We start from the raw sequence: 13223 nt of genomic DNA, 5'->3' as shown, positions 1-13223 counted from the left end.
TCTGTTTGACGGAACGGGGCATCAAACCGCCGCCGCACCCGCCACAATTTCTGACAATTCTGTGGTAATTGCGGCCTGACGTGATTTGTTGTACACCAAACGCAATTCTTTGATGGCATTGCCCGCATTGTCGGTCGCTGCCTTCATCGCCACCATACGCGCTGCCTGCTCGGAAGCCATATTGTCGCACAAGGCTTGAAACACCACGGATTCCAAATAACGGCGCACCAAATAATCCAACACGCTCAACGGGTCGGGTTCGTAATGGTAATCCCAGTTATATTCTGTGGCTTCCGCGCCATTTTGGGCTTCGGTTTCCGCGCTGCCTTCCAACTCCGCCTGACCAATCGGCAGCAGCACTTCCAAACGCGCTTCCTGCTTCATCGTGTTGATAAAACCGGAATACACCAAATGCACAACGTCCAGATGCGCATCGGTATAGCGGGCAAAAAATTCGTTCAGCGCACCGAGCAACATCGTCATTTTCGGCGTGTCGCCCAAATTGACCACGCTGGCCACCACGTCCAAACCGACCCGTTGGCAGGCTGCCAAGCCTTTGCTGCCCAAACAAACCACTTCCACTTCCACGCCCTGTTCGCGGTATGCCTGAACTTGGGCGAAGAATTTTTTCAGCAAATTGGCATTCAAGCCGCCGCACAAGCCTTTGTCTGTGGTAATCAGAACAAAGCCTGCGCGTTTGACCTGCTCACGGCGTTCCAGAATCTGCAAGCCGTGATACTCGTTGGTTTTTGCCAAGTGGTTCATTACCGAGCGGACTTTGTCCGCATAGGGTCTTGCCAAACGCATCCGTTCCTGAGTCTTGCGCATTTTGGAAGTGGACACCATCTGCATCGCTTTAGTGATCTTTTGGGTATTTTGAACACTGCGGATTTTGGTCAGAATCTCTTTTCCTACTGCCATTTCAGACTCCTTATTTGCTGCTTACGATGCGTAATCGGAAGAAGTTTTAAAGGTCTTCATGGCATCGGCAAGCACTTTTTCGTTGTCATCGGACAATGCGCCGGAAGCGTTTACCGCGTCCAGCAATTCGGGGTGCTGGCTGCGCACGAAAGACAGGAAGTCGGCTTCAAACGCCAAAGCTTTGGACACGGGCACATCGGCATAAGAGCCGTTGTTGATGGCCCACAAAGTCAATGCCATTTCCGCCGTGTTCAGGGTGTTGAACTGCTTTTGTTTCATCAGTTCGGTAACCACTTCACCGTGTTGCAATTGCTTGCGGGTGGCTTCGTCCAAATCGGAAGCAAATTGTGAAAACGCTGCCAATTCACGGTATTGTGCCAATGCCAAGCGAATACCGCCGCCCAATTTCTTGATGACTTTGGTTTGCGCCGCACCACCCACACGCGATACCGAAATACCGGCGTTGATAGCGGGACGGATACCGGAGTTGAACAAATCGGTTTCCAAGAAAATTTGACCGTCCGTAATGGAAATCACGTTGGTTGGTACAAATGCGGAAACGTCGCCGGCTTGGGTTTCAATAATCGGCAGCGCGGTCAGCGAACCGGTTTTGCCTTTAACTTTGCCTTCGGTCAGTTTTTCCACTTCATCGGCATTAATCCGCGCAGCGCGTTCCAGCAAGCGGGAGTGCAGATAGAACACATCGCCCGGATAGGCTTCACGACCCGGCGGACGGCGCAGCAACAGGGAAATTTGACGGTAGGCAACCGCTTGTTTGGACAAGTCATCGTACACAATCAGCGCATCTTCGCCACGGTCACGGAAGTATTCGCCCATCGTGCAGCCCGCATAGGGCGCGATAAATTGCAGCGCGGCGGCTTCGGAAGCGGTTGCGGCAACCACAATAGTGTGTTCCATCGCGCCGTGCTCTTCCAGCTTGCGTACCACGTTGGCGATGGAAGACGCTTTTTGACCGATGGCAACGTAAATACAGATAACGCCCGTGCCTTTTTGATTGACAATCGCGTCCAATGCCACGGCGGTTTTACCGGTTTGGCGGTCGCCGATAATCAGCTCGCGCTGACCGCGACCAATCGGCACCATGGAATCAATGGCTTTGATGCCGGTTTGCATCGGTTGGTCAACCGATTGGCGGGCAATCACGCCGGGAGCGATTTTTTCAATCGGTGCGGTTTCGGCGGTGTTAATCGGACCTTTGCCGTCAATCGGCTGACCCAAAGCATTGACCACACGACCGACCAATTCGCGACCAATCGGCACTTCCAAAATGCGGCCGGTGCATTTGACTTCATCGCCTTCTTTGATGTGCTCGTATTCGCCCAGCACCACCGCACCGACCGAATCGCGCTCCAAGTTCATCGCCAAGCCGAATGTGTTGCCGGGAAATTCCAACATCTCGCCCTGCATCACATCGGACAAACCGTATACGCGCACGATACCGTCTGTAACGGAAATTACCGTACCGCCGGTACGCACTTCGGGCTTGGTATTCAGTTTTTCAATTTTGGCTTTCAGCAAGTCACTGATTTCAGCAGGATTAAGCTGCATGAAAACTCTCCTAGTTTGTCATTGCCGCATACAGACCGTTCAGCTTGGCCTGTACCGACAGATCCAACACCTGATCGCCCACTTCCACTTTCACGCCGCCGATAAGCTCGGGGTCGGTTTGGAAAGTCGCTTGCAGACGGGTGTTGAAATATTGTTCCAAATCACTGACAATCTTAGCCTTTTGATCTTCACTGACCACATCGTAGGCGGTATAGACCACCGCCTGTTTGACATGGTTGTGCATCAAAACCAGATTTTGATATTGCAAATAGATTTCAGGCAGAACGGCCAGCCGCTTTTCCTGCGCCAACACTTGCACGAAATTGGCAAACTCGGCACTCTTGACCGCATCGGGGCAATCAAGCAATGCCGTCAGTTCATCGGCTTTTTGTGCGGCTTCGGTATCCACCCTGCCGAGCAGGGCGCTTACCTGAGGTTGCCGCACCAGCCATGCCAACTGTGCAAGACCGCCCAGCCAAGCCTGTGTTTGCTGCTTTTCTTCAGCCAGCTCAAACAGCGCTTTGGCATAGGGACGCGCAACGGTTGCGAACTCAATCATAAGCTTACAGCTCCTGTTTCAAGGCACTGAGCATTTTGGCGTGCTGTTTTTGGTCCACTTCGCGGCGCAAAATGGATTCCGCACCTTTTACGGCCAAAGCAGCCACTTGTTCCCGCAATGCTTCGCGGGCGCGGTTTACCTCTTGTTCAACATCGGCTTTGGCTTGCGCCGCAATGCGGGCAGCTTCACTTGCGGCTTGGCTTTTTGCCTCTTCCACAATTTGGGCTGCGCGCTTTTCCGCATTGTTTACCATTTCGGTAACTTGTGTACGCCCTTCGGCCAAGAGTTCTGCAACTTTTTTCTCTGCCTGTTCAAAATCACTTTTTCCGCGTTCGGCAGCCGCCAAACCTTCGGCAATTTTGCTGGCACGCTCGTCAAGTTTCTCGGCAATGGGCGGCCAAACGTATTTGGCAACAAACCACACCAAAACGCCGAAAACGATGACTTGCGCAATTAAGGTTGCATTTAAATTCACTTTACTTAACCTTCGTATCAGGGGTTAATCAAATCCGCATTGTCGATTCAAGACGGATATCAGCCACCGAACGGATTAACGAATGCGAACAACAGGGCAATGGCGACACCAATCAGGAATGCCGCATCAATCAAACCGGCAATCAGGAACAGTTTGGTTTGCAACGGACCAATCAGCTCGGGCTGACGGGCGGAAGATTCCAGATATTTGGAACCGACCATGGCGATGCCGATGGAAGCACCCAAAGCACCCAAAGCAACAATCAAACCACATGCAATCGCAATCATGTTATAACTCCTTGAAAAGTCAAAAGAAAGGTTAGGTTAAAAGAAAAACGGTTAGTGATGGTCGTGCGCCTGACCGATGTATACAAACGCCAGCGCCATGAAAATAAACGCCTGCAGGGTAATAATCAGGATATGGAAAATTGCCCATGCCGCACCTGCCAAAATATGGAACACGAACATAATCGGGTCAAGCAGGTCGGGTGCGTACCAAGTGGTTGCCCATGCGCCGCCGAGCAAGGCAATCAGCAGGAAGACCAATTCGCCCGCATACATATTGCCGAACAGCCGCATACCGTGCGAAACGGTTTTGGACAAAAACTCCAAGATATTGAGCAGGAAGTTAATCGGAGCGAGCCAAGGACCGAAAGGCGCGGTAAACATTTCGTGCATCCAGCCGCCGAAGCCTTTGATTTTCACGCTGTACACGATGCAGGTAATCAATACGCCGATGGCCAGCGCCAAAGAGATGTTCAAATCGGCGGTGGGCACGACACGCATCAGGGCGTGGTGTTCGCCGGTCATGCCCTGCCAAATGCGCGGAATCAAGTCCACAGGCAGCAAGTCCATGGCATTCATCAGGAAAATGGACACAAACAGTGCCAAGCCCAACGGGGCAACGACTTTGCGGGATTGTTCGTTGCTGATGATGCTTTTGCACATATCGTCCACAAATTCAATCAGCAATTCAAAAGCGGCTTGCGCGCGTCCCGGAACGCCTGCGGTTGCGGTGGTGGCGGCACGCCACAGCACGAAACAGCCGATGGCACTCAACAGAATGGAGAAAAACAATCCGTCAAGGTTTATATAAGAAAAATCAGCAATATTCTGCAAACCTTGACCTTGTGTTACGTCTATGACGCTGGTAAGGCTTTGCAAATGGTGTTTGATGTAATCTGCTGCACTGACTGTTTCACCCGCCATAACGATAAACCTTTAGAAAAATTAAAAAAACCAAATGACTGGCTGCCAACAATCCGATTAAGAATGCGAAAAAGTTGCGCCAAACCTGCAATTCGGGATAAAACGCGAAGCACAGTACCAGCAGGATTGCGGACAGGACGGTTTTGATGCCCGAAGAGCCGATAAATGCGGCACCCGCAGTGGTGGGGCGTGATGCCGACCATTTCATCAGCGATGCCGCCGCCGTTGTGGGAACGATGTAGCACAAGCCGCCCAATATCAATGACACCGCGCACGCCGCACCGCAGACAAAATAGGCGGCAAGCGACAAAACGGCAACCGAAACGGTTTGTACGGCAACGATTTTAAACACGAAAGACGGCACTCTGCGTTTCAAAAACTTGGCGCAAATATAATCAAGCGGCGGCGTTTCGTCAAGGTAATTTGTTAATCTTTGTGAAACAAAAGCAAATTTTGTTTAGCGTTTGTTTTGTTTTCAATTGCTTGGCGCGGGCGGGCGCAATTCTTTTTTCAGGCGCAGGTAAATGGTGCGTTTGACCAAAGCCACCGTTTCGCCCGCATCGTCAAACAGGCGCACGGTAAAATCGGGCAGGCATTTTTCGCCCGATGCGGTTTGTTCGCGGATTTGGGCAACGGTTTCGGCATCGATTCGGCAATCCAAATACACCGCGCCGAAGCCCGGTTTGACAAACTCGATTTCGGCTGCCTTGTCCCACACATAATGCGTTTGCCCGAAAATGCAGTTGAGCATCATGGCGTAAATCGGGTCGGTGAGCGCAAACAGGCTGCCGCCGAATTGCGAACCGTGCGAATTTTTGGTGAGCCACCAATCGCGCAAACGGGCGCGGCAATGGGTGTAATCTTCGGAAAGATAAGTGATTTGTATGCCGCTAAACAAAAGCGGCGTCCACAAATTGATGCGGCGGCGCGTGGCTTCGGCGGTTTTGAGCGGTTTTTTCGGCATCGGCAACACGGCATCACTCGCTTTCTTCGGTGGGGAAAAAACGCCGTTTCACCGCAAGCGGGCTGCCTGAAACGTTGAAAACGTCCTGCGCGGCGTGTTTGACCACCGCCAGCGCGAGCGTGTCCTGCGCGTTGATGACGATGCCCGCTTCCGCACCCGCCGCATCGTTCAAACGGTCGCCCGCCGCCAAAGGCGCGGCACTTTCCAGCACCGCCAAACCGCGTTTCACCTGCCCGCGATACTGCGCCCGCGCAATGATTTCCTGACCCGGATAACAGCCCTTGCGAAAATGTACGCCGCCGATAAGATGTTGATTCAACATCTGTGCCACGCTGCTTTCGGCAGTGGCGGCGGCAATCCACGGATAGCCGCACAGGATTTCGTGCCGGTTCCATACGGCTTCGGCGGCGGCATCGTGCGGCGGCAGTTCGGCAAGCGGCGCAACGGTCAGCGTGCCGCCGTGCGGCAGCGCGATGCGTCCCTGCGGCGCGGGCAACACCAGCGCGGGTGTGTCGGCAAACACAGGCGGCGCGTCATCGGGCAGGCTGCCTGCCACGCCCCAATCCGCCAACAGCTCAAATTGCACGTCCGAGCGCAATACAAACATTTTCAAACGTTTAAGCACGTTTTCTGCCACGTCCGCCGCCATTACCAACAGAATTTCACCGCCGTTGCGGTAGGCGAGCAGATTGGCAATCACGCGCCCTTTGGCTGTGTTGTAAGTGGCGTAACACGCGTGTTGGTCGGGCAGATTGTTGATGTCGTTGGACAATTGCCGGTGCAGAAAATCGCGGCAGTCTTTGCCCGATGCGCGGACAACCGCGAAAAAAGGAAGCAGGGTGTGTGTCATGGTTTTATGCTCAAACTTTAACTTTGCCACGCCTCAAGGCGCGTCATTATTTAACATTTACACTGAAAATCAAAAAATAAACAATACCGTCATTCCTGCAAATGCAAAAATCCACTACCCGATGTTTGGAAAACGATGTTTAAGGTTTGTTTCCATTTGTTTTGGATTCCCGCCCGCGCGGGAATGACGGTGCGGGGTTTACTCGGTCAATTGATGACGCGCCCTAACGCTGTCCGTCTGCCCGGTCGCCAAACCATCTTTTCAACAGCTTGGCATAAGTGCCGTCCGCACGCACTTTGTCCAAACCTTCGTTGAGTTTGTCCAACAGCTCGGTATTGCCCTTTTTCACCACAAACGCCACTTCTTTTTTGGGTTCGCCCACATTGATTTGCTTCATTTTTACGGCAGGATTGTGCAAGCTGTAATACGCCAGCACCAAATCCTGACCGAATACGCCGTCCGTTTTGTTGCCGTAAACGGATTTCAATGCCAGATAAAACGTATCGGTCGGCACCACCAAGCCCGCCGATCCGGTCAGTTTGCCGACAATTTCGGGGGCGCTTTTGCTGTAGCTGCTGACGGCGATTTTTTTCCCTTTCAGGTCGGCAGCGCTGCGGACGGTTTGATTTTTCTCGTTGTCCACCACGTACACCACGTTTTCCACCGCAAGAAACGGTTTGCTGAAGCCGGCAACTTCTTTGCGCTCGGGCGAGATGGTAAACGAAGAAGACCAAATGTGGAAACTGTCGTTGTTCAAGGTGCGTTCCCATTCTTTGCGCGAGGTGTGGACGATGTGGGCATTGAATTGCGCGGCACGGGCAACCGCTTGCATGAGTTCGACTTCAAAGCCGATGGGCACGCCGTTTTCATCACGGTATTGGAACGGGGGATAATTGGCTTCGGTGGCAATTTTGTAGGTGGGCCAGTCGGGGTTGGCGGCGGGCGCGGCGGTGCTGTTGGCGGCGGCGGCTTGGGACGGCGGCGGTTTTTTGGCGGTTTGGTTTTCTTCGACGTCGTCGGAGCAGGCGCTCAAAGCCAAGGCAAGGACGCACAGGACAAATGTTTTTTTCACGGTATGACTCCTGAAAGGGGCAGACGCGCACACGGGGTGCGGCGCAGCCGATGTGTAACAAACTGCTTATTTTCAAAAAATTAAATCACTTTAAAAATTCTATGTAAAAAAATGATTTTGTCAAGACGTAGGGGCGGCCGTGCGGGCAGGACGGCATTTTTATCCCGCACCGAATCTAAAACAATCCGCTAATCACGCCGTTTTCGTCCACATCAATGCGCTCGGCGGCGGGCGACTTCGGCAATCCGGGCATGCGCATCATGTTGCCGCACAACACCACCGCAAAGCCCGCGCCCGCCGCCGCCTGCACGCCGCGCACGTTCAGCACGAAACCTTCGGGACGACCCAATAATTTGGCGTTGTCGCTCAAGGAATATTGCGTTTTCGCCATGCACACGGGCATGTTGTCCAAACCCGCCGCCGCCAAAGCCGCCATATCCGCTTCCGCCTCCGCGCTAAATGCCACGTCTGCCGCGCCGTAGATTTTTTGCGCCAGCGTGCGGATACGGTCGCGCAGGCTGCCTGAAAGTTCGTAGGCAAAGGCAAAACGGTTTTCCTGTTCTGCTATCGCCGCCAATACTTTACGCGCCAAATCTTCGCCGCCCGCGCCGCCTTTTTCCCATACTTCCGTCAGCGACACCGCCGCGCCGTGCGCTTCGCAGGCCGCCCGCACCGCCGCCAGTTCCGCATCGCTGTCGGCGGCAAAACGGTTCACCGCCACCACAACGGGCAAGCCGAACACGTTTTTCAGATTGTCTATGTGTTTCAACAAATTGGGCAATCCCGCTTGCAGTGCGGGCAGGTTTTCTTGATTCAATTCGGTTTTTTCCGCGCCGCCGTTGTATTTCAAAGCGCGGACGGTGGCAACGACCACCGCCGCATCGGGGCGCAAACCGCTCAAACGGCATTTGATGTCGCAAAACTTTTCCGCGCCCAAATCCGCGCCGAAGCCCGCTTCGGTAACGGCAAAATCCGCCAAATGCAGCGCGGCGCGGGTGGCAATCACGGAGTTGCAGCCGTGCGCGATATTGGCGAAAGGCCCGCCGTGGACGAATGCGGGCGTGCCTTCCAAAGTTTGCACCAGATTGGGTTGGAACGCGTCTTTGAGCAAAGCCGCCATCGCGCCGTGCGCGTGCAAATCGCGCGCGAAAACGGGTGTGCCGTCAAAGGCGTAGGCAACCAGCATCGCCCCCAAACGTTGTTTCAAGTCCGCCAAATCGTTGGCAAGGCAAAACACCGCCATCACTTCGGAAGCCACGGTGATGTCAAAACCGTCTTCGCGCGGCACGCCGTCCGCCGTTTTGCCCAGTCCGCCGATAATGTGGCGCAGTTGGCGGTCGTTCATGTCCAGCGCGCGCCGCCACAAAACGCGTTTGGGATTGATGTTTAAGGCGTTGCCGTGATGGATGTGGTTGTCAATCAGGGCGGCGAGCAGATTGTTCGCCGCGCCGATGGCGTGGAAATCGCCGGTAAAGTGCAGGTTGATGTCTTCCATCGGTACGACTTGGGCGTAACCGCCGCCCGCCGCGCCGCCTTTGATGCCGAACACGGGCCCCAAAGACGGCTCGCGCATGGCAACGGCGGCGTGTTTGCCGATGCGCCGCAGCGCGTCCGCCAAGCCGATGGTTACGGTGGTTTTGCCTTCGCCGGCGGGGGTGGGGTTGATGGCGGTTACCAAAATCAGTTTGCCGTGTTTTTCAGGCAGCGCGAAAATGTCGGCGGGGGCGATTTTGGCTTTGTATTTGCCGTAGTGTTCTAATTTGTCGGCGGCGATGCCGAGCGTGGCGGCGATGTCGTTGATGTGGCGCAGGGTGGCGGCACGGGCGATTTGGGCATCGGATAACATGGTTTTTCCTTTTTCAAACGCTTTGACAAACAGTCTTTCTATGGGTCAAGGCGTGTCATCAATGGCTTGGCGAAGCGGATTTCCAGCCAAAATCCGCAAATGCAAGGCGAAAATCCGCGCAAGGTCGGACACCTTGCCCGGCATAATACAAACATGCCGTCATTCCCGCGAATGCGGAAATCCACTGCCTGATGCTTGGCAAGCGATGTTTCATCAACGCTTTTTTCAATTTGTTTTGGATTCCCGTCTGCGCGGGAATGATGGTACGGGGTTTTATCGGCTAATTGATGGCACGCTTTAGGGCGCATATTTCGCAGCATCAAGATGCTGTTCTTCCATAATGTATTCCTTCAGCACCTGCGCGTCCACAAAGCCCGAATCCACATAAGAAGGGTGCTGGCGCAAATTCGGATAACCGTCGCCGCCGTTGGCACAAAACGCCGTCAATGCCACCGTGTAATATTGCTCTGCCTGAAGCGGCCGGCCGTTGATGCGGATGTTGCGGACACGCTGGTTATCGTGGTCGATATCCATGCTCAAATTGCCCGAAAACTGGGCATACGCGCCCGACCCCGCCTGCTTCAGCGCCACCGTGTGCAGGTAGTCCGACAACTCGCGCCCGCTCAAGCGCACCCGCCCCATCGTGTTGCCGAAAGGGTGGACTTTCAAAACCTGTTTGTAGGTAATGTCGCCTTCGGGCAGCGAATCGCGAATCGCACCACTGTTTACCAGCGCGATGTCGGCTTTCAAACGCTTGCGGTAGGCTTCGGTAATCAAACGCCCCAAATTGGTCTGTCGGTGGCGCACGGCATCGCGCCCGCCCTCAAACGCGCCCGTGCCGGTGCCGATGTTGATGTCGAGCAAACGGCTGCCCTCGTCCTGATACGGCTGCAACGCCGCCGCCACTTCGGCATCGGGCGCGATGGTTTCGCCGTAGGGACGGTATTCGGTTTGACCGTCTGCGGTTTGGATTTTTTGTTTCAGGTTGATGGGAATCAAACGGTAGCCGACCAGCTTGGTTCTGCCGTTGCGGAACTCGAAATCGGCACGCCCCAAATATTTGCCCCACTCGCCCGCCTGTACAATCCACGCGCCGTTTTGGTAATCGGGACGGCAATCGTCGCCCGGTTTGAAATCGTGGTTGAACGAGCCGTCTTCGTGTACGCAAACCGTGGTGTGCGAATGCCCGCCGATAATCAGGTCGAATTGCTGCCCCGCTTCGTTTTTCAGGCTGCGGGCAAGGCTCACATCGCCCGGTGCGTTGTCGCCGTGTTTGCCGTTGTGGTAATAGCCCATGTGCGTCAGCGCGATGCGTACGTCGGGACGGTGGGTTTGCGCCAGTTCTTTGAGTGTGCGCCGTGCGGCGGCGGCAGGCTTTTCAAAATCCATCGCCGCAGCATGGGCGCTGAGTTTGGGCGTGTCTTCGGTGGTGAGTCCGACCACCGCGATTTTCAAACCGCCTTTGTTCAGCACGGTGTAGGGCTTGACCAGATATTCGCCGTTTTTTTGGCGCACATTGGCAGCCAAAAACGGGAATTTTGCCTGTTGTTCCTGTTGGCGCAATACATCAACGGGCTTGTCAAATTCGTGATTGCCCAACACGGCGGCTTCGTAGCCGAGCAGGTTCATGCCTTCGATGTCGGGCTTGGCGTTTTGAATGTCGGATTCGGGTACGCCCGTGTTGTGGTCGCCCGCACTCAACAGCAGCACCTGCCCGCCCTGTTCCGCCACTTCTTTTTTGATGCGGTCGATAAGGGTTTTTTGTGCCGCCATGCCGTATTCGCCCTGCTCGTTGTGCCAGAAGCGTCCGTGAATGTCGTTGGTGTGCAATACGGTAAAGCGGTAGGTTTGGTTGAGCGTGTAGGCATACGCGCCCTGTGCCAGCAGCAGCACAACGGCGGCGGCGCAACAACGGCGTTTCATCATCATTATTATGGTTTCCAAATATCAAGATACTGCTGATGCAAAAGCCGTTTGCGGACGGGACTGCCCCGCAAACGGCACCTGTTTTAAGCACTGCAAGGCGTTTGCCAAGCAAATTCCATGCCAATCAGCGCGTTACCGGCTTGTAACGGATACGCTTCGGCTTCGCGCCCTCTTCGCCCAAACGGCGTTTTTTGTCGGCCTCGTATTCCTGATAATTGCCGTCAAAAAACACCCATTTGGAATCGCCCTCGCACGCCAGAATATGCGTGGCGATGCGGTCGAGAAACCAACGGTCGTGCGAAATCACCATCACGCTGCCGGCAAATTCCAGCAGCGCGTCTTCCAAGGCCCGCAAGGTTTCCACGTCCAAATCGTTGGACGGCTCGTCCAACAGCAACACATTGCCGCCCGCAATCAAAGTTTTTGCCAAATGCAAACGCCCGCGCTCGCCGCCCGACAGCTTGCCGACAATCTTGCTTTGGTCGCTGCCTTTAAAGTTGAAACGCCCCAAATATGCGCGTGCAGGCAGCTCAAACTGCCCCACCTGCAAAATATCGCGCCCTTCGGCGATTTCGTCAAACACGGTTTTGTCGTTGCCCAAACCTTCGCGGCTTTGGTCAATCAGGCTCATTTTGACCGTTTGCCCGATTTTTACTTCGCCCGAATCGGGTTGTTCCTTACCCGCAATCATTTTAAACAGCGTGGATTTACCCGCACCATTCGGACCGATAATGCCGACAATCGCGCCCGCAGGCACTTTAAAGCTCAAATCGTCAATCAGCAGCTTATCGCCAAACGATTTGGAAACATTCACAAATTCAATTACTTCATTGCCCAAACGCTCGGCAACGGGAATAAAGATTTCCTGTGTTTCATTGCGTTTTTGGTATTCGTAATTGGACATTTCCTCAAAACGCGCCAAACGCGCTTTGGATTTGGCTTGGCGGCCTTTGGCGTTTTGGCGCACCCATTCAAGCTCTTGTTTCATTGCCTTAATTCGGGCGGCTTCGGATTTGGCTTCATTCGCCAGACGCTGTTCTTTCTGTTCCAGCCAAGACGAATAATTGCCTTTCCACGGAATGCCGTGTCCACGGTCCAGCTCCAAAATCCATTCGGCGGCATTGTCCAAGAAATAGCGGTCGTGCGTTACCGCCACCACCGTTCCGGGAAAACGCACCAAAAATTGTTCCAACCATTCAACGGATTCCGCGTCCAAATGGTTGGTCGGCTCGTCCAACAGCAGCATATCGGGCTTGGACAGCAGCAGTTTGCACAGGGCGACACGGCGTTTTTCGCCGCCCGACAACACGCCGATTTTCGCGTCCCATTCAGGCAGCCGCAGCGCATCGGCGGCGATTTCCAATTCGTGTTCCGCGCCGCCGCCGCTTGACGAACCGGCAGCGATAATCGCTTCCAAACGCCCTTGCTCTTCCGCCAGCGCGTCAAAATCGGCATCGGGTTCGGCGTAGGCGGCGTACACTTCTTCCAAGCGTTTTTGTGCGGCGGCGACTTCGCCCAAACCACTTTCCACTTCTTCGCGCACGGTTTTTTCGGGGTCAAGCTCGGGTTCTTGCGGCAGGTAGCCGATTTTGATGCCGCCCATCGGCACGGCTTCGCCGTCAAATTCCTTGTCCACGCCCGCCATAATCCGCAGCACGGTGGACTTGCCCGCGCCGTTCAAGCCGAGCAGCCCGATTTTCGCGCCGGGGAAAAACGACAGGGAAATGTCTTTGATAATGGTTTTTTGCGGGGGAACGGTTTTGCTCACGCGCAGCATGGAGTAAACGTATTGGGACATGGGGTTTCCTATGTGGCAGAAAAGTTGCAACGGAG

14 protein-coding genes are annotated in these 13223 nt (G+C 54.4%); all 14 read right to left on the bottom strand.

Annotated elements, in window-relative coordinates; translation table 11 throughout:
* Positions 1-21: 21 nt before the first annotated feature.
* Positions 22-921 carry a F0F1 ATP synthase subunit gamma gene (gene atpG / locus G392_RS0103160; RefSeq protein ID WP_027009051.1) on the bottom strand — a complete coding sequence of 300 codons (900 nt, stop codon included), beginning with the start codon at positions 919-921 and terminating at the stop codon, positions 22-24.
* Positions 922-942: 21 nt separating this feature from the next.
* Positions 943-2490: a F0F1 ATP synthase subunit alpha gene (gene atpA, locus G392_RS0103155; RefSeq protein ID WP_027009050.1), complete on the bottom strand. Its 1548-nt coding sequence runs from the start codon at positions 2488-2490 to the stop codon at positions 943-945.
* A gap of 10 nt (positions 2491-2500) precedes the next feature.
* Positions 2501-3049, bottom strand: coding sequence for a F0F1 ATP synthase subunit delta (locus tag G392_RS0103150; protein ID WP_027009049.1), 549 nt, complete (start codon positions 3047-3049; stop codon positions 2501-2503).
* A 4-nt stretch (positions 3050-3053) separates the two neighbouring features.
* A complete protein-coding gene (locus G392_RS0103145) occupies positions 3054-3524 on the bottom strand; it encodes a F0F1 ATP synthase subunit B (RefSeq protein ID WP_027009048.1) in 471 nt (156 codons plus the stop codon).
* Between the two features lie 59 nt (positions 3525-3583).
* Positions 3584-3811 (bottom strand): F0F1 ATP synthase subunit C, encoded by a 228-nt coding sequence (gene atpE, locus G392_RS0103140; protein ID WP_027009047.1) that lies wholly within the window; start codon positions 3809-3811, stop codon positions 3584-3586.
* 51 nt (positions 3812-3862) lie between these two features.
* On the bottom strand, positions 3863-4732 hold the full coding sequence (atpB, locus tag G392_RS0103135; RefSeq protein WP_027009046.1) for a F0F1 ATP synthase subunit A: 870 nt from the start codon (positions 4730-4732) through the stop codon (positions 3863-3865).
* Positions 4722-5108: an ATP synthase subunit I gene (locus G392_RS0103130; RefSeq protein ID WP_169718733.1), complete on the bottom strand. Its 387-nt coding sequence runs from the start codon at positions 5106-5108 to the stop codon at positions 4722-4724. The genes atpB and G392_RS0103130 overlap by 11 nt, the downstream gene beginning before the upstream one ends.
* 99 nt (positions 5109-5207) lie before the next feature.
* A complete protein-coding gene (locus G392_RS0103125) occupies positions 5208-5696 on the bottom strand; it encodes a DUF4442 domain-containing protein (RefSeq protein ID WP_245571911.1) in 489 nt (162 codons plus the stop codon).
* A gap of 13 nt (positions 5697-5709) precedes the next feature.
* Positions 5710-6546: a CAF17-like 4Fe-4S cluster assembly/insertion protein YgfZ gene (gene ygfZ, locus G392_RS0103120; protein ID WP_027009043.1), complete on the bottom strand. Its 837-nt coding sequence runs from the start codon at positions 6544-6546 to the stop codon at positions 5710-5712.
* A 223-nt stretch (positions 6547-6769) separates the two neighbouring features.
* Complete coding sequence (locus G392_RS0103115; protein WP_051255544.1) at positions 6770-7618, bottom strand: transporter substrate-binding domain-containing protein; 849 nt, start codon at positions 7616-7618, stop codon at positions 6770-6772.
* Positions 7619-7793: 175 nt separating this feature from the next.
* On the bottom strand, positions 7794-9464 hold the full coding sequence (locus G392_RS0103110) for a formate--tetrahydrofolate ligase (protein ID WP_027009041.1): 1671 nt from the start codon (positions 9462-9464) through the stop codon (positions 7794-7796).
* Positions 9465-9502: 38 nt separating this feature from the next.
* On the bottom strand, positions 9503-9787 hold the full coding sequence (locus tag G392_RS13515; RefSeq protein WP_156900777.1) for a hypothetical protein: 285 nt from the start codon (positions 9785-9787) through the stop codon (positions 9503-9505).
* Positions 9762-11393 (bottom strand): bifunctional UDP-sugar hydrolase/5'-nucleotidase UshA, encoded by a 1632-nt coding sequence (ushA, locus tag G392_RS0103105; RefSeq protein WP_169718732.1) that lies wholly within the window; start codon positions 11391-11393, stop codon positions 9762-9764. The genes G392_RS13515 and ushA overlap by 26 nt, the downstream gene beginning before the upstream one ends.
* 121 nt (positions 11394-11514) lie before the next feature.
* Positions 11515-13188, bottom strand: a complete 1674-nt coding sequence (gene ettA / locus G392_RS0103100; protein ID WP_027009039.1) for an energy-dependent translational throttle protein EttA — start codon at positions 13186-13188, stop codon at positions 11515-11517.
* Between the last annotated feature and the right edge of the window lie 35 nt (positions 13189-13223).

This window comes from Conchiformibius kuhniae DSM 17694, from assembly GCF_000428785.1.
GTDB lineage: Bacteria > Pseudomonadota > Gammaproteobacteria > Burkholderiales > Neisseriaceae > Conchiformibius > Conchiformibius kuhniae.
This window is presented reverse-complemented; position numbering and strand designations above follow the sequence as displayed.

Bases quoted from the DNA above. Each gene is read 5' to 3' on its own strand.
- atpG (WP_027009051.1), bottom strand. From the start codon at position 921: ATGGCAGTAGGAAAAGAGATTCTGACCAAAATCCGCAGTGTTCAAAAT.
- atpA (WP_027009050.1), bottom strand. From the start codon at position 2,490: ATGCAGCTTAATCCTGCTGAAATCAGTGACTTGCTGAAAGCCAAAATT.
- G392_RS0103150 (WP_027009049.1), bottom strand. From the start codon at position 3,049: ATGATTGAGTTCGCAACCGTTGCGCGTCCCTATGCCAAAGCGCTGTTT.
- atpE (WP_027009047.1), bottom strand. From the start codon at position 3,811: ATGATTGCGATTGCATGTGGTTTGATTGTTGCTTTGGGTGCTTTGGGT.
- atpB (WP_027009046.1), bottom strand. From the start codon at position 4,732: ATGGCGGGTGAAACAGTCAGTGCAGCAGATTACATCAAACACCATTTG.
- G392_RS0103125 (WP_245571911.1), bottom strand. From the start codon at position 5,696: ATGCCGAAAAAACCGCTCAAAACCGCCGAAGCCACGCGCCGCCGCATC.
- ygfZ (WP_027009043.1), bottom strand. From the start codon at position 6,546: ATGACACACACCCTGCTTCCTTTTTTCGCGGTTGTCCGCGCATCGGGC.
- G392_RS0103110 (WP_027009041.1), bottom strand. From the start codon at position 9,464: ATGTTATCCGATGCCCAAATCGCCCGTGCCGCCACCCTGCGCCACATC.
- ushA (WP_169718732.1), bottom strand. From the start codon at position 11,393: ATGATGATGAAACGCCGTTGTTGCGCCGCCGCCGTTGTGCTGCTGCTG.
- ettA (WP_027009039.1), bottom strand. From the start codon at position 13,188: ATGTCCCAATACGTTTACTCCATGCTGCGCGTGAGCAAAACCGTTCCC.